This window comes from Methylorubrum pseudosasae (assembly GCF_029504475.1).
GTDB lineage: Bacteria > Pseudomonadota > Alphaproteobacteria > Rhizobiales > Beijerinckiaceae > Methylobacterium > Methylobacterium extorquens.
Map to the genome: position 1 here is coordinate 3,081,408 of NZ_JAQGDU010000002.1, position 17,539 is coordinate 3,098,946.

20 protein-coding genes, 1 tRNA gene and 1 pseudogene are annotated in these 17,539 nt (G+C 63.2%); 14 read left to right on the forward strand and 8 right to left on the reverse strand.

Going from position 1 to position 17,539, the window contains the following annotated elements; translation table 11 throughout:
• Positions 1-122: 122 nt before the first annotated feature.
• Complete coding sequence (locus M2437_RS15450) at positions 123-1,412, reverse strand: Y-family DNA polymerase (protein WP_253387957.1); 1,290 nt, start codon at positions 1,410-1,412, stop codon at positions 123-125.
• Complete coding sequence (locus M2437_RS15455) at positions 1,409-1,837, reverse strand: LexA family protein (RefSeq protein WP_253387958.1); 429 nt, start codon at positions 1,835-1,837, stop codon at positions 1,409-1,411. The genes M2437_RS15450 and M2437_RS15455 overlap by 4 nt, the downstream gene beginning before the upstream one ends.
• A 69-nt stretch (positions 1,838-1,906) precedes the next feature.
• Between M2437_RS15455 and M2437_RS15460 the strand changes: the two genes are divergently transcribed.
• Positions 1,907-2,503 (forward strand): hypothetical protein, encoded by a 597-nt coding sequence (locus M2437_RS15460; protein WP_499006865.1) that lies wholly within the window; start codon positions 1,907-1,909, stop codon positions 2,501-2,503.
• 364 nt (positions 2,504-2,867) lie between these two features.
• Here the strand turns inward: M2437_RS15460 and M2437_RS15465 are convergent, their stop codons facing one another.
• Positions 2,868-3,638, reverse strand: a complete 771-nt coding sequence (locus M2437_RS15465) for a hypothetical protein (protein WP_499006866.1) — start codon at positions 3,636-3,638, stop codon at positions 2,868-2,870.
• A 515-nt stretch (positions 3,639-4,153) separates the two neighbouring features.
• Between M2437_RS15465 and M2437_RS15470 the strand changes: the two genes are divergently transcribed.
• Complete coding sequence (locus M2437_RS15470) at positions 4,154-5,419, forward strand: site-specific integrase (protein WP_253387961.1); 1,266 nt, start codon at positions 4,154-4,156, stop codon at positions 5,417-5,419.
• On the opposite strand, the gene M2437_RS15475 is transcribed toward M2437_RS15470, so the two are convergent.
• A complete protein-coding gene (locus M2437_RS15475) occupies positions 5,420-7,288 on the reverse strand; it encodes a hypothetical protein (RefSeq protein ID WP_253387962.1) in 1,869 nt (622 codons plus the stop codon).
• Between the two features lie 336 nt (positions 7,289-7,624).
• Here M2437_RS15475 and M2437_RS15480 point away from each other — a divergent pair.
• A tRNA-Ile gene (locus M2437_RS15480) sits at positions 7,625-7,700 on the forward strand.
• A gap of 41 nt (positions 7,701-7,741) precedes the next feature.
• On the opposite strand, the gene M2437_RS15485 is transcribed toward M2437_RS15480, so the two are convergent.
• Positions 7,742-7,939 (reverse strand): hypothetical protein, encoded by a 198-nt coding sequence (locus M2437_RS15485; RefSeq protein WP_253387963.1) that lies wholly within the window; start codon positions 7,937-7,939, stop codon positions 7,742-7,744.
• Positions 7,940-7,947: 8 nt separating this feature from the next.
• On the opposite strand from M2437_RS15485, the gene M2437_RS15490 reads away from it, so the two are divergent.
• The 3 genes from M2437_RS15490 to M2437_RS15500 are packed head-to-tail and all read left to right on the forward strand — an operon-like array spanning position 7,948 to position 9,018.
• The gene (locus tag M2437_RS15490) at positions 7,948-8,112 is read left to right on the forward strand and encodes a hypothetical protein (protein ID WP_253387964.1); all 165 of its coding nucleotides are present in this window, start codon (positions 7,948-7,950) and stop codon (positions 8,110-8,112) included.
• Between the two features lie 2 nt (positions 8,113-8,114).
• Positions 8,115-8,711 carry a hypothetical protein gene (locus M2437_RS15495; protein WP_253387965.1) on the forward strand — a complete coding sequence of 199 codons (597 nt, stop codon included), beginning with the start codon at positions 8,115-8,117 and terminating at the stop codon, positions 8,709-8,711.
• Positions 8,712-8,721: 10 nt separating this feature from the next.
• Positions 8,722-9,018, forward strand: coding sequence for a hypothetical protein (locus M2437_RS15500; protein ID WP_253387966.1), 297 nt, complete (start codon positions 8,722-8,724; stop codon positions 9,016-9,018).
• Between the two features lie 93 nt (positions 9,019-9,111).
• On the opposite strand, the gene M2437_RS15505 is transcribed toward M2437_RS15500, so the two are convergent.
• Entirely contained in the window at positions 9,112-9,468 is a 357-nt protein-coding gene (locus M2437_RS15505) for a hypothetical protein (protein ID WP_253387967.1), read from the reverse strand.
• Between the two features lie 167 nt (positions 9,469-9,635).
• Between M2437_RS15505 and M2437_RS15510 the strand changes: the two genes are divergently transcribed.
• The 7 genes and pseudogenes from M2437_RS15510 to M2437_RS15540 all read left to right on the forward strand — a co-directional run bounded on the left by M2437_RS15510 (position 9,636) and on the right by M2437_RS15540 (position 14,995).
• Complete coding sequence (locus M2437_RS15510) at positions 9,636-10,334, forward strand: NlpC/P60 family protein (RefSeq protein ID WP_253387968.1); 699 nt, start codon at positions 9,636-9,638, stop codon at positions 10,332-10,334.
• Positions 10,335-10,531: 197 nt separating this feature from the next.
• Positions 10,532-11,308, forward strand: coding sequence for a hypothetical protein (locus M2437_RS15515; RefSeq protein WP_253387969.1), 777 nt, complete (start codon positions 10,532-10,534; stop codon positions 11,306-11,308).
• A gap of 199 nt (positions 11,309-11,507) precedes the next feature.
• The gene (locus tag M2437_RS15520) at positions 11,508-11,696 is read left to right on the forward strand and encodes a hypothetical protein (RefSeq protein WP_253387970.1); all 189 of its coding nucleotides are present in this window, start codon (positions 11,508-11,510) and stop codon (positions 11,694-11,696) included.
• The gene (locus tag M2437_RS15525; protein WP_253387971.1) at positions 11,693-12,175 is read left to right on the forward strand and encodes a hypothetical protein; all 483 of its coding nucleotides are present in this window, start codon (positions 11,693-11,695) and stop codon (positions 12,173-12,175) included. Before M2437_RS15520 ends, M2437_RS15525 begins: the two co-directional genes overlap by 4 nt.
• A 134-nt stretch (positions 12,176-12,309) precedes the next feature.
• Positions 12,310-14,160, forward strand: a complete 1,851-nt coding sequence (locus M2437_RS15530) for an Ig-like domain-containing protein (RefSeq protein ID WP_499006868.1) — start codon at positions 12,310-12,312, stop codon at positions 14,158-14,160.
• Positions 14,161-14,258: 98 nt separating this feature from the next.
• The gene (locus tag M2437_RS15535; protein WP_253387973.1) at positions 14,259-14,525 is read left to right on the forward strand and encodes a hypothetical protein; all 267 of its coding nucleotides are present in this window, start codon (positions 14,259-14,261) and stop codon (positions 14,523-14,525) included.
• Positions 14,526-14,599: 74 nt separating this feature from the next.
• Positions 14,600-14,995: pseudogene (locus M2437_RS15540) on the forward strand (hypothetical protein).
• Between the two features lie 366 nt (positions 14,996-15,361).
• Here M2437_RS15540 and M2437_RS15545 read toward each other — a convergent pair.
• Together M2437_RS15545 and M2437_RS15550 are read right to left on the reverse strand one after the other, a co-directional pair.
• Positions 15,362-16,693, reverse strand: coding sequence for a Y-family DNA polymerase (locus M2437_RS15545; protein WP_253387974.1), 1,332 nt, complete (start codon positions 16,691-16,693; stop codon positions 15,362-15,364).
• The gene (locus M2437_RS15550; RefSeq protein ID WP_253387975.1) at positions 16,690-17,145 is read right to left on the reverse strand and encodes a LexA family protein; all 456 of its coding nucleotides are present in this window, start codon (positions 17,143-17,145) and stop codon (positions 16,690-16,692) included. Before M2437_RS15550 ends, M2437_RS15545 begins: the two co-directional genes overlap by 4 nt.
• 139 nt (positions 17,146-17,284) lie before the next feature.
• On the opposite strand from M2437_RS15550, the gene M2437_RS15555 reads away from it, so the two are divergent.
• Complete coding sequence (locus M2437_RS15555; RefSeq protein WP_253387976.1) at positions 17,285-17,539, forward strand: hypothetical protein; 255 nt, start codon at positions 17,285-17,287, stop codon at positions 17,537-17,539.

Sequence of the window (17,539 nt, forward strand, 5' to 3'; positions counted from 1 at the left end):
AAAGGTTTGGGCGCCATGGCTATCATTAGGGGGACTCCTGCGGGGGGCGTGGTAATCGCATCCGGGCGAACCGTCCGCAAGGATGCCTCAAAGAGGATCCACCGCCAGCTACGGGTGCCGGGCTAGGCCGCTGCCACCGTCGGCAACTCGTCTAGCCTAGTCGTGTAGCGGGGCGAGCGCATCTCGAATCTCGTGGACCAATCCCGCCTGGGCGCGAACCCAGCCGTGCCCGGCACGACGGCACCCCGGCCGAACCTCGCGTTGCACGCGTCCAATGCTGCCATCAGCGCGGCGCCGTGCTCCCGGTCGAGCTGGCCAAGACCTGGGATGGCCCTTTGGGAAGCGGCGAGTTGCACGAGGTCAGTCGTGACCACACCGGCCTTGGAGTAGCGATAGCCACCCCGCCAGGTCTTCCGTACGCCGTGAGTGGCAGCCTTTATCAGCACGCGGGTGTCGTTCGACGCCTCCGGCAGGGTTACCACCGTTGAGACTGAGCGCTGCGGCCGGCCGCGGTCATGCTCCGAGGTGTGGAAGAAGACCGTGACATGGTCTGTGCCGAGCCCCTCTCTGCGGAGCTTCTCGCCCAAACGCGTGGCGTGCGCGGCAACTGCCTGCTCCATCGTGGCGAGATCCTCCACCCGTTCGGAGAAGCTGCGGGTCACGGCGCAGCCCTTCCGGGTTGGGGCGACCTCCTCAAGGTCGAGGCAGGGCGTTCCGCGCAGCTCCTGCACCAGCCGCTCACCCACCACGGTCATGGCTTTCCGGACCGCCCGGGTGTCGAGATCGCGTACGTCCGCAACGCACTCGCATCCGAGCGCCTCCAGCTTGCGGGCGTTGGCTGGCCCGACGCCCCAAATCTCGTTCGGCGGGATGCGGGCCATCCAGTGGTCGTACTGCACGGGATCGGTCAGGTCGCAGACGCCCCCGAGCTCGGGCACCTTCTTGGCCACGTGGTTGGCGAGCTTCGCCAGCGTCTTCGTCGCGCCGATGCCGACGCAGGTCGGGATACCGGTCCAGGCCCGCACCGTCTCGCGCATGTCGCGGGCCATGGGCACCCGGTCGCGTTCCCGCAGGTCCGAGAGGTCGAGGAAGCTCTCGTCGATGGAGTAGACCTCGATGCGCGGCGAGAAGCGCCGGTAGACGTCGTTCACCCGGGCCGACATGTCGCCATAGAGGGCATAGTTCGACGAATAGACACGCACCCCCCGAGCCCGGCACATCTCCCGGATCTTGAAGTACGGCTCGCCCATGCGGATGCCGAGCGCCTTCGCCTCCGTGGTGCGGGCAATGGCGCAGCCGTCGTTGTTGGAGAGCACGATCACCGGCACCCGCGCGAGCCGGGCGTCGAAGACGCGCTCGCACGAACAATAGAAGCTGTTGCCGTCCGAGAGGGCGTAGGCTCGGGCACTCACTCGCCCCGGCGCCTCGGATTGACCGAACCCGAGACCACGCCCCAGACCTCGACCAGGGCGTCGGGCGCGAGCCGGAACTCGGGGAAGCGAGGGTTGGCGAAAGAGAGCATGACGCGTGGCCCCTGGCGGCGCCAGACCTTGAAGGAGCGCTCGCCGTCGATGTCGACCACGACGATGTCCCCGTTGCGCGGGGTCAGGGAGCGGTCGACCACGGCCAAGTCGCCATCGAACAGGCGCGCCAGGATCATGCTGTCGCCGGCCACCCTTACCAGGAAGGTGGCGGGACGGTTGGCGATCAGCAGGCGCTGAAGGTCGATCTCCTCCTCGACGAAATCGTCGGCGGGGCTTGGGAAGCCAGCGCGAACAGGCTTGGCGAGGAGTGGAACGGGTGTGGGTAGCCCCAAGCTAATGCCGATGACCTGCATGCGCTCCTCGCGAATCCGATAGGAACATAAGGAGAACATGTCGGACGGGTTCCGTACAGTCGTAGCGCCATGCGGCGACGCGTCGTTGTGGATTGCGGTGGATACCGCGGTTTGGGTCTTGCCAATCCGGGCAATGGCCGTCGCGGTAAGTTTCGGCGCCCGGTCGGCGCCACGTCCAGGGTCAGAGAATTCGACATGCGCTGGATCGATCTCGCAATCGTCGCGGCGTCCGTGCTCGCCTCGGGCCCGTCCTGGGCTGCCGGCGACTTCCCGCTCGCATCGTGCAAGGGATGGAACGGCACGGTGGTGGAGCGCGACGGCATCGACACTGCGCGCGCCCTGATGCGGGGCATCGTCACGAAGGCCGACTTGCAGGAGTATTGCGAGCGGGACCCCGGCGGCGAGACTAAGGAGTTCGGCGGCAAGCTCACGAAGCCCCAGTGCGTCGCGCGCTACCTACGCACGGAGAGCCGCACCGCCCTGACAGCTGAGGCGAACTGCCGGACGGGCACCATCAGCTACCGCAGCGGTGAGCGACAAGCCGGAAAGACTCGCTTCCCGCTCGGGCCAGATGCCGACACGTCGTGCGCCTCGGGCATGCCGCCCTTGATCGCGCAATTCAAGATGCTGTGCCCGGCGGCCGTCAAGCGCTTCCGACTTGAATAGGCGCAGGCCCCGGCCAAGGCCGCCAAGGCAGCCCACGAAAGGCCCCGCTCCTCTTCATGCCTCACCCGGCAAGCGCGGAAAAGACCGGCAACGGTCGGTTCCAGATGCTGCATTTCGTCAGTGACGGGCATGTTGGCCACCGCATTGCGATACCGGTGGTGACGGTGGGCACCCACCGCGTGCCATCCAAGCTCAGGCCCGGGTTGGCCCTGCAAGCGGGCTTCCGCCTACCAACCGAAGTCAGGAGGATGGGGTCGCCGCCGCTATACACCAAAGCAGCGCTTTGCCTTCTTCAGGGAAGCGGGTAACGGCACCTTGTACCTTCTACCGGCGCCGTGGGTGGCCCAGGCGACAGCGCCCTTGATCAAGCTGCCGCCGACTCCTCCGCGGCAGGGCGGTAATCAGGATTGAGCGGAGTTGCGCTGAAGAGTTTGCCAGTCGTCCGGAACAGCCCGTACTTTCCGTATTTGACGCGCTCCTCAAGCTTTCGAACCACAGTTCGCCTGCTCATTCTCTGAAAAGCTAATGCTGCAAAGTCTCTGGTGCTTTGCGGTATTTCAAGAAGCAGCTCGTCAGGGCTCATAGGGCGTCCCTGGGCAAGTATGCACGCTGCTAAGTCGGCGACGACGCGGTCCCAGAATGCGAGCGCGGCAATCGCGGCCGCGCCGGTCTTATGCTCACCCGGTTTTCGGCTGGGTTGGGCCTCGGGCGCCTCCTCTTCGATTTCAGGGAGAACCGGGGATGGCTGTAAGGGGGCCAACTGTTCCCTCAGTGCGCGGTTCTCGTCGGCAAGCGTGGCGAGTTGCTTCTCAAGACCCGTGACGATGCGCTGCATCTGCTCCAACAAGCCCAGGGTCGTTCCCTGCCCGACTATGACTGGCTGAGCGGCCAGCGCACGAGCCTCGGCTACCTTCATCGAGGTGTCGGCGAAGGCGGCTATAGCTTTCTCCATCTCTTCCGGCAGGTCGAGAGCCGCGAGGTGGCCTTTGTAGCGCCGTCGTTGTCGCCAATCTGCGTAGGGCTCCTGCAGGTCTCGGTCGGAGGCGCCCCGGCCATATTTCTTGCGGAGTGCCCGCTGGAGTGATGCGTACGATACCCAACGTGCCTTCGGCGACGAGGTCGTCGGCCAGGTCATCAAATATGGGTTGGGAGATCATGCGGCAGGCTCGGTTGGTCCTAGCCATGGTGCGCGCGAAGCATGAAGAAGCCCTTCCACATCGAGCGCCTGAAGCAGTCCTGGGCGCTGACGTTTTCCTGCAGAGGTCCGGACCATCGTTCCGCCTGCCATGCTCGCAAGGTGGCCGGGATCCCCAACCTCTTAAGGGTTCGCTGAGCCTGCCGTTGGATCCTCGTTGACTATGAAGGGTCTTCGCGCTTCCGTGCCAGCATGCGGATCTACAGCGTCTGGGACACGGAATTCCTCCACTACGATGCGGAGATCCTCGCGTCGCCGTGGATGGACGCCGAACAGGTCGCCCAGGACCGCCTGATTTCACTGGATTTCGCGCAATACCTGCCCGAGCTCCAGGACGTCTTTACGCCCAAGCAACTGCGCGGTGCAGCCGAGCGGGGTGAGCTCCGCACCGAGATACATAGCAACGGTCGAAAAATTTACACGACGCGTGCATGGGTCTTGGAGTGGAGGGAAGGATGTCGCGAAAGAGCAAGGGGGTCTATCTCTACGACAGACCCGCAATCATCGACAGAAAGACAGGTAAGGTCCGCAAGCGAGCCGTCATCGAGCTTATCGACGACGGCGAAGTTATCGCTCGATTCCCTGCAGAGGATCGTGCAAGGGCTGAGCAAGCCCAAGGCGAGCGGCTCATCGTCAAGCACAACCCGGCCCGCCGGCTCAACCAAGCGCTAGAGACCATTCTCGTCACCGATGTCCTCGCCATCTACGCGACGGACATCGTCCCGGGGCTAACGCGCCCCGACAAGTCGGCTCAGCGCATCCGGCAGCTATCTGAGTGGTGGGCCGGCAAGAGCCTGGCCGAAGTCACGGGCCGAGCTTGCCGGGACTACCTCAAGCATCGCGAGAAGCAGCCCTGGAAGTCGGCTAAGCCCGAGAAGACCGGTAACGCGCCGCGGATGATGTCGCCCGCTGGCGTGCGGCGTGAGCTTGAGGACCTAGCCGCTGCCATCGGGCACCATCACGGCGAAGGGCACCACCGCGAGATCATCAAGGTCTGGCTACCGCCGCGTGGCAAGAAGCGCGAACGCTGGCTGAGGCGCAGGGAGGCCGCACGCCTGCTCCTAGCCATGTGGCGACGTCGCGAGGTCCAAGTGCATGCGCGTGGCCCTCGGAAGGGCGAGGCAGTTGAGACGAAGAAGCGCATCTGGCGCCACCTGTCCCGCTTCCTGTTGATCGCGCTGTACACCGGTTCGCGCTCGGGGGTCGTGGTCTCAGCCTCCTTCAAGTCCGGCCCCAACCGGGCGCACATCGACCTCACCACCGGCCTGATGCACCGGCTGCCGGAGGACGAGGACGAGATCGCGAATAAGCTGCGTCCGACCATCCCCGTTCCGGAACGGCTCCTCGCCCACATGCGGCGCTGGCACCGTCTTGGGACCGATGACTATCTCGTCCAGCACGACGGGAGGCCGGTGAAGGAGGTCAGCAAGGCGTTCGCCCGCGCTGCCAAGGAAGCTGCCCTCGACGTCGGCGTCACGCCGCATATCCTGCGACACACGACGGCGACGTGGCTGATGCTGCTTGGCTGCCAAGTCCGCGAGGCTGCCTGGTATCTCGGCATGAGCGAGAAGATGTTGGAGGAGCGCTACGGGCACTACCACCCAGCGTTCCAAGCCGAAGTTCGCGCCCGCCTCGACGGCAAGCAGGCGCCGAACGTCATAGAGTTTCCAGTTGCGGCGGTCTTTGGCGCCAGCAACGTCCACAAGTCCAGGGCGGCGTGATTACCCCGCACTGCTTGTGCTATGAGGAACCAGAAGCTCTGCCGGTTGATTTTCATCTGCGTGATGCATTAAGCGCAAGCGTCCATCCAAGGTGATAATTGACAGTGGGTCAAGTTGTCCATCCTCATGTGGCGCAATTATCTTCACTCGCTCGTTCAGGGCTTCTATCCATTCAGCAGCAGACTTAGAAATGTCGACTACTTGGATGAATTCGACGAGCAACTGAGCAACATAAGTTGCATGGCCCGCAACCGAAAACGTTGTCATTATTTCGTTTGTGGTCCAAGATATAGCTATCGAGCATTCCTTGACCAATCCATTTTTGTAGTCCTCGGATATAGAGTTTGACAGGTTGGCGGCTATTTTTGATGTTTTAGAGACTATATCATCGGTCACGCCAAGCAAAATTCGTGGGAAATTTATTCTTAGATCTTGGCAGATGAGCAGTGATGCATTCGTAGTATCCACCAGAGACTCTAATAAAGCCCCGCAACTGCCCCTGTTGTAATCAATGCAGCTAACCAACTCGTCCTTAAATGGGCACACCTCATCAGCAACAACGCATAATTTGTCAGACTGTTCTGGCCTATCAAAACTTATTAGAGCAGTCAGTTGCGGTACGATTGCAACCTGCTCCAGCACAGCGGAGATTTCGGTTTCTTCCTGAGCCCCAAAATATTCCGGCAAAAGATTATTGCCCCTGTAGTAATCTACTACCAATGACTTCCAATCGGAAATCGATATTTGACCATCAAATCTGAAAAGCTTTGTGTAAATGGCATGCTTTCCGGCCCTGTCGATATTTTTGTCAATCCTTTCCATGAACGCACTGGCAGTGTAAGCGCGAATGGCTCCGTCAAAATGTGTTATGACATTGTCTTTCGTGCTATACTCTGCGTGAACGTAGCGACAGCCATATACATCTTCTCCGAGACCGACGCTCGGCTCTTCGATAAGTTCTTCTGCTTCGAATGTACGGTAGACAAGCTCACCATCCCCAGTAGTGCGGCTTTCTGGAGACTTCCACCATAAATGAGTGCGATCCACCGTTTCGAAAAATCGTGTAAGCTTATCTGCCTTATGCTCTGATGCTCCTGGTGGAATAGACGATACGTCATCAGAAAACTTTGGTCCATGCCAATATTCAAACTCCAGATGGTGGAGGAGGCTTTCTGGGTGCCCAAGCATATCTGGATCGAGACGTAGGCGCCTAATAGTGCCCGAAGATCCTTTAATGTTGCTGAACTTTGACAAAAAATACTGATTCAGTGTGTTTTTTCGTGACTGACGCCTTCGAAGATACGGATGTGCAAAAATAAGCAATTTTCTATCATTGTCTTTAAATATGCCAGGCTGGACTTCATCGAAACGATTGCGCAATTTGTCGACATAAACCAGGCCGTCCTTATCAACGAAGTCAGTTGATGGGGCAAATAGCTCTGGATACATCTCCGCTGCCAAGCCGTTCTTAATGATGACTGCGCAATTGTCGAAGCCAACCGATGCTCCTTCTGCATCAAGAGAGTTAATGCGCTCACGTAATTCGTCAATAAATGGTCTGGCGCGGTCTTCGGTCCACTTCAATATATACTTATCATGATAGTGTTTCAATTCTTCCTGTTCGGAAGAATTTGCCGGATAATGGATGAAAGCAATGTGTCGCGCCATATCCTTCGAAAGACTTATAGAATAATTGCCGCTCCACCCAGCTAGCCGAGTTAGATCGTGAGCTATAAAGCTAGGAGATCCGAATGGAAGCCCGTGCTTGATTGAAAATCGAGTATGTTCTTCAAGTCCACTGATAAGTGCTTTGAGAGTTATTTTAATATTTTGCTTATTAATTTGATCGGTATTAACAACGGCCTTCATCACTACCATTGTCGGAGCTCGCCTTCATCGCGTCTTGGCACAGTATAATGTCGCACCACCGAGACTGCTAGTACGCCTTTGCGGAGCATCCACTCAATCAGTTTGGGCGGGTCATAACGCCGATGGATGGCGGTGGTCGATCAAAGCTCTCAGGATGGCCGTGACCAAAGGCATTCGCTCCAGCCTCGACTTAGCTCGGACGGTGAAGCAAGCGCCGATGTTCCCTAATTGTTCTAGGGCACGAGAATGGACGGGAATGAGGGGGAATCTAGGGGAAACTGGGGTGACGAGACGGGGCGGTTCGGGTATCGCTTCCCTAGGCGTTTTCGCTCTGTAGGGCCTGTAGCTCAATGGTTAGAGCCGACCGCTCATAACGGTCTGGTTGCAGGTTCGAGTCCTGCCGGGCCCACCACTCTTATCTAGCTGCGACATATAGGAAACCTAGCAGGACGCCTAGGCATCGGCCTCAGCCCGCTTCGGTTTAGCCAACGATTTGACCAACGATTGAGGTTTCCGGCGTCGGGTCTTGAACGCGCCCACGGCCTCGTTTTGGAAGTCGGGATGGTGATGGCCGTAGACCTTCTGAAGCATTTCGGGCGTCATCCCAAGATAGCCGGCGGCCTCCCACAGATTGACGCCTTGCTGCTGCACTCGGTGCCGTGTCGACGATCGAGGCGAACACGCCAGCAAACACGACCTACACGTCGCATGTCGATCAGGTCGGCCGCAGCGGCTTTGCCATTCGAAATCGCGCCATCGTCAACGGCGGCATCGTCCGCGCCGAACCGGCGCTCACCTCGCGCTGGCTTGCCTGGGAGATCTGATCATGAAGTTCGGACAATTCGATCAGGCCGGCCTGCCGGTCGCCTTTTTCGCCGAGGACATCCACGGCGCGCTGATGAGGCCGGTGTACGGCCCGGCGCCCGACCCGACCGACGATAACCCCGTGCCGGTCGCGCCCGTCATCGGAGAGGAGCGCAACCCGCTGATCCCCGATGACGCGGTCGAGATTAGCGACGCGCAGTGGCAGGACCTCCTGAGCAACCCCGGGGCGCGACGCTGGAATGGCAGCGGCGTCGTCGCCTACGAGCCGCTGCCTCCACCGGCTGTCGTGCCCTCGGTGATCTCGGATCGGCAGTTTGCGCAGGCGCTGGCGCTCGCCGGCACCATTACGGAAGCCGAGGCGCTGGCCTGGGCCGCGCGGGGCGAGTTGCCCGAGGCGATGGAGACCGCCGTCTCGCTCATACCGGAAGCCGACGGCCAGCGCTTCGGCGCCCGCATGATGCTCGCCGGGGCGACTACCTTCGAGCGCAACCACCCGCTCACTGGACAGTTGGGCGCGCTGCTGACCAACCCGGCCACCGGCGAGCCCTACGGCGCCGCGGCGCTCGACGCGCTGTGGACCCGCGCTGCGGCGCTCTGAGGAGTCTCCCATGCTGACCCTGACCAAGACCACCGTCGAGACCCACACCCTCGATACGCCCGAGGCCATCGCCGAGCATGTGCACGCCGAGTTCCTGCGGCGCACCGAGGCGGCACCCTTCAAGCCGGGCGACCGCGTCCGCATCACCAGCTGCGACGGCATCCCGCCTGAGTTCATGGTGGGTGATGTCGGCACGGTGATGCTGTGCGATCCCGAGTTCAGCCCGCTCACCACGCTGATGGGCGTGAACGCCTCCGGCATGACGATCCAGTTCCCGGTGCAGACGGCGAACCTCGAACTCGCCTGACACGACCCGCTCGCCGCGCCACCCGGCCCGAGCCTGAGACGACCCCTCGACATGGGAAGCGCGCCTTGAGCCCACGCGCTCCGCGCCAGAGTGTTAGTATCGTGGAGCCTGAGCCGGATCGTCGACGAGCTTTTCCGGCTTTCCGGCTGAGGCTTCATGGCGCCGGGACTTGGCACCGGCTGTCCGTCCCTCCCCGCAGCCATCGCAGATTGAGCGTGCGGCTCGATCTGCACCGGCATCAACGCGCTGATAGAGCGTCTCCATTCGAGCCTGCGCCTCGGCACGCTCCGGCTCACCGGGCACCTGCGCCCTCTCTTCCGGTGTTGGCTGCTCGCGAAGGCCCTGCGTCGAGGCTGCGGTCGGCTGCCGGTTCGGCCTACTGAATTGAGCGTCGGCCTGCTTAGTCCAGAGCAGTGAAGCTGACACTGCGAGAGCGAGTTTGATCTTCATGGCGTCCCTCGGGGCGAAGAGCGCCGTCTGATCTAAGATCAGAGCAGAAAAAAGACTGCCTCGTACGGCCCCAACACCGCTTACCCATGCCCCGACTGACGCGCCTCAGCCGATGGCATCTTACCGCCTAAACCGAAGATTTTCCCAAGACATCGGAGAACACCCCCATGACCGTCGCTGAGATCCAGCGCGCTCTCCTCGCGCGTGGGTATGACCTCGGGCCCTCGGAGGCGGACGGCGATGCCGGGCCGCGCACCATCGCCGCCGTGACCGCGTTCCAGCGCTCGGCTGGCCTCGTGGCCGACGGCATCGCCGGCCCGAGGACGCAGGCCGCCCTGCAGAAGGCCGACATCAGCGAGCGGCGCGAGGCGCCCGAGAAGCCCGGCTGGCTGGTGCTGGCCGAGGGCGAACTCGGCGTGCGCGAGGGAGCGGGTGCGGCCAACAACCCGCGCGTTGTGAAGCTGTTCGCCGATGCGGGTTTCTCCGGCATCAAGCAGGACTCGGTGGCGTGGTGTGCGGCGGCGGTCGGCGCCATGCTGAAGCGGGCCGGCCACAAGCCTTCGGGCAGCCTCGCGGCGCGCTCCTATGAGGGATGGGGCGTCGGGCTGAAAGAGCCGGCGCTCGGCGCCATCGCCACGAAGAAGCGAGGCAACTCGTCCTGGCAGGGGCACGTCGGCTTCGTGGTCGGTGCCAACGCGAGCCAGATCTTCCTGCTCGGTGGAAACCAGGGCGATGCATGGTCCGTGGCCGCGTTTCCGCGCAAGGAGTTCACCGCGTTCCGCTGGCCGGCTGACGTGCCGCTGCCGTCGCCGCACACTCTGCCGACGACGATCGCCGGGGCGCGCTCGGGCGTGAGCGAAGCGTAGAGCAGCGGGCCGGCGCGCAAGAGGGGGGCCGGCACCGACCCGCCGGCCGCCTGCGCAGAAGCTCGTCGGATCCAGCAGGGCAGCACGAGATCGTGCTCCGCACTGCGAAAGCGCTCAAGCCGCGCCTGAGACTTACTCCGTTCGTGAACCCGAGCCGGCCGGTCCCGCCGCGCATCCCCACCATCAGGATCACTATGATGACCCGCATGCTTCTGCTCGCGGCGCTGGCGCTCGCCTGTGTCGCGTCGCCCGCCATGGCCGGCGCCGCCCTGCCGGTGCCCGGCGGCGCCAACTTTTCCGTCTCACTCGCGGGCGGCCTGACCGCCCTTGGGCTGTGCGCTCTCGCTGTCGGGCTCGTCCTGCTACTCGGCAGCTTGCTTCTTGACCGACGGGAGCCCCTTGGTGCCCGCCTCGGCTTTGCTGTCATGCTCTTCGTGCTCGTCGCCCTGGCGGCGGCATCGCCCGTCTCTGCCGCCGAGGTCGCCACCGTCGGCGACAAGCCTGTGCTGATCCCGTGGGGCGACTGGCTCGTCGCGCTCGCCGTCTCTCTGCGCGAGCCGATCCTGACGATCCTCCTGCCGATCATCGCGGCCTACGTCATCCAGGCCATCCGCAAGGTCTACCCGTGGGCCGCCCTGTTCCTGTCGCAGCGCCGGGTCGAGATGATGCTCGAGGCGGCTGTCGGCTTCGGCCTCAACGCGGTGAACGGCGCGGCCAAGGGCAAGACGCTATCGGTCAACGTTGCGGTGCCGGTCATCGCCAAGGGCACGCAGTACGTCATCGACACCGCGCCGCCCGCAGTCATCAAAGCGGCCGGCGGCGCCGACGGCATCGCGGCCCGGATCTTCCGCAAGCTCGACCTCGACGACCATGCCAGCGAGGCAACCGTCCTCGTCCCGGCGCAGGAGCAGATCGGGGCCGGCACGGTGGATGCCGCCGAGCTGCGGCAGATGGACGAGATGACCCGGCGCTAAGTCGAGCAGGCGGAGCGATGCGCGTGACATGGCGAGATCATTCGGACGGCAAGTCCCTGGGGCCGAGGGCGAGACGCCTTCTCCCGGCCTCTCAAGTCTGCCGGGGGAGCTAGGGCCATGGACGAGGTCGGATCGGGCGGAGTTCTATCACGCGGGCACGCACGCGCAGCAGTGGTTCCTCCGCCTGGATCAGGCGGACGTGGAAGCGGTCCAGTACGCCGTAAAACTCGGCTCTTGGGTGCGTTCGGCGGTGAAATGGGGCCTGCGCGCCTTCTACTTCTTTACTGCCGGGCTTACTGCCGCGCTGACCATCGGCGAAAACTTACAAAAGCTGCCTGGGATGATCTCGGGTACTCTCTCCGCTCTCCGGGGGCTTATTGGCGGATGATCACGCGCGCTCTCAGCTGGGCCGGCCTGCTCCTCGTCGCGGGCGGCGGTGCCGTCCTCGGCGGCTGGATCACGAACAAGCAGGATCCGGTTCAATTCCTCAGCCGTAAGGTGCTGACGCCCGTGGTGCGGCCGGGCGACGACGTGAAGATCGAACTGGACAACTACCGCGTCCTGCGCTGCCCGCAGACCACGTACCGGATCATCAACAAACCGGACGGTGAGCGAAGCGTGCAGACCGACGACAAGCCGGCCGCCTTCGGCAAGCTCGGTCGGGACAAGTATATCGCCAGCGTGCCGACGCCGTCTTCGACGCCCTTCGGCAAGGCCACGATCTACAGCTACACGGTGCGGATGTGTAACCCGTGGGAATGGATGTTCCCGGTCCAGTACGCCGAGCCCTGGACCGACGAGTTCGAGTTCGGGCCCGAGACCCGGCGCATCTCGCCCGCGCAGGCGAAGAACTCGCTCACGCGGTAGTCGCCCTCGCCGCCGTCATCGCTTTCTGGTGCTAACTGAGTCTCAGCCTTAAGTCGCACCTTCGATAGGAGGCATTAGCGACTCCAGTCAGAATGTTAACAAAGTGCAAGCAGTGTCGGTCCATCGTCGACGCGTTGCTCACCACTCCTCCCCTCGCGCAATCGATCATCGATCGCTTCCGCCCCGTCACGCCTCTCCGCGAGACCTATGACATGGCCATCAGCCTGCAGCTTGCCAGCGACACCGGACCGAGCAGCGCGGATAGGGTGACGCGCGGCGCTTCGCTAAACGGCACGGGCGCTGCTGCAAACGCTCAAGTCGACATCTTCAACGACGGCACCCTTCTGGGCACCGTGACCGCCGACGAAGCCGGCGCCTTCAGCTTTGCACGGCAGAACCTCGTCGACGGCCTCTACTTCCTGAGCGCGACGGACGGCACCGGGGCGCCGGCAAACCTGAACTTCAGGCTCGACACCACTGCGCCGGCAATCCCGCTCGTGCGCTTCAGCAATGCGGGCAATGTCGACCTACCCGTCGACCCGGGCACGGGTGCCACCATCATAAACGCTGCCGTGCGCAACGATCGTTTCGACATCAACGTGGTCACCAGCGGCGTTGAGGGTGGGATCGGGCTGACCGCCAACTTCGGCCTTGTCGGGACTGAGGTCACCATCCCGCGACCCGTGAACGTCTTTGCCAATAACCCTGTCGGGGACGGGATCGCCACGATAAGCGTCCGCTCGACCAACGCCTTCGGGACAGCGTTTCAATCGGTTCCCGACGGGCTCTACACTATTGCTGTGAACGCGGTCGACCAAGCGGGCAATCCCGCCGTCCAGGCGACCCGCAGCGTCCTGATCGACACTACGGCCGATGCTGGCGGTGATGCCTGCCTGGCCGTCGACGGAACGGCCGACGGCGCGATCAACGCAACGGAAGCCCGGAGCGTCGCCTTCACCGTGACGGGTGTCGACGCGGATGTGCTCACCTCCACGGCACGCTTCATCGGCAGCGGCGGCACCCGTGACGTGGCGCTCACGGGCGGCAATGGCACCTACAGCGTCGACTTGTCTGGTTTTGATGGGAGCGTCACTAGCACCCTCCTCGTTACAGACAGCCGTGCCAACACTGCCACCATCGCCGGCATGGGCGTGCAGATCGATCCGACGGCGGATGCCGCCGCGCCTGCCGTGACGAAGATCGACAACGCGGATGGCTCACCGCTTGTGGACGACCTGTTTTACCTCTCGCGCAACTCGGACGTGGCGGCGGCGGGCGTTGATGCGGACACGCACTACGCCGAGTTTGGCTTCCGCGAAGGCCGCGATCCGAACGCCTTCTTCTCCACGACCGGCTATCTTGCCGCCAACCCGGATGTCCGCGCGATGGGCGTCAACCCGCTCACCCATTACGATCAGTTCGGCTTCCGGGAGGGCCGCGATCCCGGTGCAAACTTCGACAACGAGTTCTACTACGCCGCCAACCCCGATGTGCGGACAGCTGGTGTTGACCCGCTCACTCACTACCTCGCATTCGGCCAAGCGGAAGGGCGGAAAGCCTACGCTGCTGTCGGCAACGCGACTGATCTGGAAAAGCACGAAGGCTTCGACGCGGAGTACTACCTGCTGGCCAACGCTGACGTGGCGAAGGCCGCGCTCGCAGCCGGCGGCGACACCTTCAACTTCGCTCACCAGCACTTCGACGCTCATGGCTGGAAGGAAGGTCGCGATCCGAACGCGATCTTCGACACCAAGGGCTATCTCGACGCCTACAAGGACGTCGCGGCCGCTGGGATCAACCCTCTAGATCACTTCCACGACTCCGGTTGGAAGGAGGGGCGCGATGCGGCAGCGGACTTCGACACGAAGGCCTATCTAGCCGCCAATGCGGACGTGAAGTCCGTCGGCGTCGATCCCATGCTGCACTACCTACAGAACGGCGCTCTTGAGGGCCGCAGCGCGTTCAACGATGGGCACTTCGGCTAAGGCGCTAGCGTTTGGTGAAGCAGGCCGGCTCGCAGGCTGGCCTGCAATCACTGCGCCTTCATCAAGTGGCGCGACTTTTCAGAGCGCTATCCTAGCCCATGCCTGACTCCTCCCCCACCGTCGGCGAACTTTTCAAGGCCAAGGTCGTCACCCATGACGATCTGAACGCGCTGGTCGATGCCGTTCTCGCCGGCCGGATGAATGAGCGGGAGGAACTCGCCGAGGGCTACACTCTCGACGTGGCGGCCGCCGTGAAGGCAAACGCCTTCGCTACCGCTGTTCTGCGTGACAAGACGAGTACGACTGGTGCTAGGCGCACCGCCGCGCGCACGGCGATCCTGCTGGCACGAGCGCAGAAGGCGTGAGGCAGGCGAGCCGGTAAGCTTGGAGCAACCCGGCTACCCTAATTCATCGGCCCCGCCATCAGCCGGCAGCCGTGATGCTCCTTCCCGAACTTGCGCCAGACACGCTCCCGCTCGAAGCCGCCGAGTGGCGCAAAGCCTTCGGTGCCCTGCGTCCCAACTCCTCTCCCTGCCGGTATCTCGGCGCGACTGCCTGGGCGAACATCCACGAAGCCTGCACCGACTTCATCGAGCGCTTTGGCGCCGAAGCCGTCCGTCTGGGCTGGACCGCGCCGCAGATCTTCGGTGTGCACCCCCAGCACGGGACGTTGCGCATCGACTGATGCGGGGTGATGATCACCGGTGGGCATAAGGCGATCGGCATCGAGCCGAACCGGATCCTGTTCGGCAATGTGAGCGGCTACCGAAATACGCCCGGCGCACCGACCGGCATGCCGATCTGGGAATTCGCGGCTCGTCGCGAAGGGAAATGACCGAAGCCCCTGGCGACACTCTAGCCACGCACCTCGCGCACAGTTCGGTGCGCCTTGCAGCACCTCAGCGGACACGACGATGTTATTACATTTGTGAATGAATTATATGTTAATAATGCCAAAGCTGGTCCCAGCATTATGTTGCAGGTCGGGTGCCGTGGCCGAACTATTGCTTATGGTTGCATTCGCATCGGGCGCCACGATGATGGCTTCGAGCGATCGTCACGCCAGCATTGTATGGGCAGGTCTCTCTGCGCTCGGCATCGCGATTTTCACCATGGGCTTCGAGTGATGAGTGCTGTGCTTTTGCCCCGCGTCATCGGCCGAGATGATGCAATCTCCGCCATCAGTCAGGAAACATCCTGATCAGGCCTGCGCGACCGGTAGATCTTCAACCTGCGTGGTGTAGCGCGGCGTGCGCATCTCGAACTTGGTCGCCCATGTCCTCCGTTGCTGCAGTAGCCCGGCCTGCGCCGGCACTACGCTGCCACGGCCAAAGCGCGCATTGCAGGCGTCCATCGCACCCATGAGCTGTGTCGAGCGCTCGCGGTCGAGCCGGCCGATCAGCGCCCGCTGTGAGGCAGCGAGCGGCACGAGATCGACCGTGACAACGCCGGCCTTCGAGTAGCGCCAGGGCGGGCTGCCCTGCTCGCGCCAAGTGCGCGCTACGCCGTGCAGCGCCGCCGGGATCAGCGCCAGGGTGTCGTTCGTTGCCTTCGGCAGTGTCACCACCGTCGAGACCGAGCGCATCGGCTCGCCGCGGTCGTGCTCGCTCGTGTGGTAGAAGACGGTGATGTGGTCGGTTCCTAGCCCTTCCCGCCGCAGCTTCTCGCCGAGCCGCGTCGCGTGGGCGGCGACCGCCTGTTCCAGCTCCGCCCGCTCCGTCACCCGACCGGAGAAAGAGCGCGTCACCGCACAGCCCTTGCGCCGGGCCGGCACGAGTTCGAGCCCAAGGCAGGATACGCCACGCAGCTCGTGGATCATGCGCTCGCCCACGACCGTCAGCGCCTTGCGCACCGGACGTGGATCGATGTCCCGCAGGTCCGCCACAGTATCGATGCCCATGGCCTCGAGCTTCGGCAACGAGGCCCGCCCGACGTCCCAGAGTTCACCGACGTGGATCCGACAGAGCCAGTGCTCGTAAGCCGTGGGATCGGTTAGGTCGCAGACACCGTCGAGTTCGGGAATCGTCTTGGCGATGTGGTTGGCGAGCTTGGCGAGTGTCTTGGTCGGGCCGATGCCGACGCAGGTCGGGATGCCGGTCCAGGCTCGCACGGTGGCGCGGATGTCCCGAGCGAGGGCGACACGATCCCGGCGCACGAAGGCGGTCAGGTCGAGGAAGCTCTCGTCGATCGAGTAGATTTCCACGTCTGGCGTGGCGTCGCGGTAGATCGCGTTGATGCGGGCCGACATATCCCCGTAGAGCGTGTAATTCGACGAGAACACGCGCACGCCCTGCGCCTCGCAGAGCCCACGGATCTTGAAGTAGGGATCGCCCATCTTGATCCCGAGCGCCTTGGCCTCGGGCGTGCGGGCGATGGCGCATCCATCGTTGTTGCTCAGCACGATCACCGGCACTCGGGCGAGCTTCGCGTCGAACACGCGCTCGCACGAGCAGTAGAAGCTGTTGCCGTCGATCAGGGCCAGGGCCCGCCCGTCTCCGATTCGATCGCGTAAGCGCGCCTCAGCGCCACTCATCGGCCTAAGCCAGCGCGGGCGATATGCCAGCGGATGGTGAAGTGCACCACGCCCCAGACGTTGACCTCGGCCAGCTCCTCAAGCGCGTAGACGGGCAGCTCAGCATTATCGAAAGAGAGGTGCGCGCGAGAGCCCTCGACCACCATGCGCTTGATCGACATCTCGCCGTCCACCGCCGCCACGACGACGCTGCCGTGGCGGGGCTTCAGGCTGCGATCGACGCAGGCGAGATCCCCGTCGAAGATCCCGGCATCCCGCATGCTGTCGCCCGCGATGCGCCACAGGAAGGTGGCCGGCGGGTTCGGCACCAGCCAGCGCGGCAACTCCAGTGCGTTTTCGACGAAATCGTCAGCGGGCGACGGAAAGCCCGCGCAGAGCGACGGCCCCATCAGCGGTACGCGCACGGTGGAGAAGCCTTGGTCCGGTAGCTCATCAACCCGAAACAGGCTCACGCTGTGCTCTCTCCCGTGATAGAACGAAAAGAGAACAAGAAGTCTGGAGGTTCCGGGTCAACGCGAGCAAAAACGTGACCGTGCCGCCCTGTGGAAAACGTGGACAACGCCTATTCGGGGCTTGGTGAGGAAATCGGCGATGACGATGCGGACGACCTTGCTCGTGCAGACCTTCGTGCTGAAGCGAAAGCGGCTCATTCCCGGCGATCGGCAGGTCTCGCCGACGAGCAGCGGTGCGATGAAGCTGGCCGAGGGGATGGCGACGCGCATGCCGGGGACGGCCGCCCTGCAGATCGTGGACGACGACGAGACAGGCGAACTCGAGAGCGCGACGATCCTCAGCCAGTACGGCGATGTGCCTGACGATTTCGCCGAGAGCCTTCAGGCGGCCTGA

What these genes read in the sequence shown, in the direction of transcription:
- M2437_RS15470 (WP_253387961.1), top strand. Translation starts at nt 4,154, where the DNA reads ATGTCGCGAAAGAGCAAGGGGGTCTATCTCTACGACAGACCCGCAATC.
- M2437_RS15460 (WP_499006865.1), top strand. Translation starts at nt 1,907, where the DNA reads ATGCGGCGACGCGTCGTTGTGGATTGCGGTGGATACCGCGGTTTGGGT.
- M2437_RS15535 (WP_253387973.1), top strand. Translation starts at nt 14,259, where the DNA reads ATGCCTGACTCCTCCCCCACCGTCGGCGAACTTTTCAAGGCCAAGGTC.
- M2437_RS15500 (WP_253387966.1), top strand. Translation starts at nt 8,722, where the DNA reads ATGCTGACCCTGACCAAGACCACCGTCGAGACCCACACCCTCGATACG.
- M2437_RS15455 (WP_253387958.1), bottom strand. Translation starts at nt 1,837, where the DNA reads ATGCAGGTCATCGGCATTAGCTTGGGGCTACCCACACCCGTTCCACTC.
- M2437_RS15505 (WP_253387967.1), bottom strand. Translation starts at nt 9,468, where the DNA reads ATGAAGATCAAACTCGCTCTCGCAGTGTCAGCTTCACTGCTCTGGACT.
- M2437_RS15545 (WP_253387974.1), bottom strand. Translation starts at nt 16,693, where the DNA reads ATGAGTGGCGCTGAGGCGCGCTTACGCGATCGAATCGGAGACGGGCGG.
- M2437_RS15525 (WP_253387971.1), top strand. Translation starts at nt 11,693, where the DNA reads ATGATCACGCGCGCTCTCAGCTGGGCCGGCCTGCTCCTCGTCGCGGGC.
- M2437_RS15510 (WP_253387968.1), top strand. Translation starts at nt 9,636, where the DNA reads ATGACCGTCGCTGAGATCCAGCGCGCTCTCCTCGCGCGTGGGTATGAC.
- M2437_RS15465 (WP_499006866.1), bottom strand. Translation starts at nt 3,638, where the DNA reads ATGACCTGGCCGACGACCTCGTCGCCGAAGGCACGTTGGGTATCGTAC.
- M2437_RS15475 (WP_253387962.1), bottom strand. Translation starts at nt 7,288, where the DNA reads ATGAAGGCCGTTGTTAATACCGATCAAATTAATAAGCAAAATATTAAA.
- M2437_RS15555 (WP_253387976.1), top strand. Translation starts at nt 17,285, where the DNA reads ATGACGATGCGGACGACCTTGCTCGTGCAGACCTTCGTGCTGAAGCGA.
- M2437_RS15495 (WP_253387965.1), top strand. Translation starts at nt 8,115, where the DNA reads ATGAAGTTCGGACAATTCGATCAGGCCGGCCTGCCGGTCGCCTTTTTC.
- M2437_RS15515 (WP_253387969.1), top strand. Translation starts at nt 10,532, where the DNA reads ATGACCCGCATGCTTCTGCTCGCGGCGCTGGCGCTCGCCTGTGTCGCG.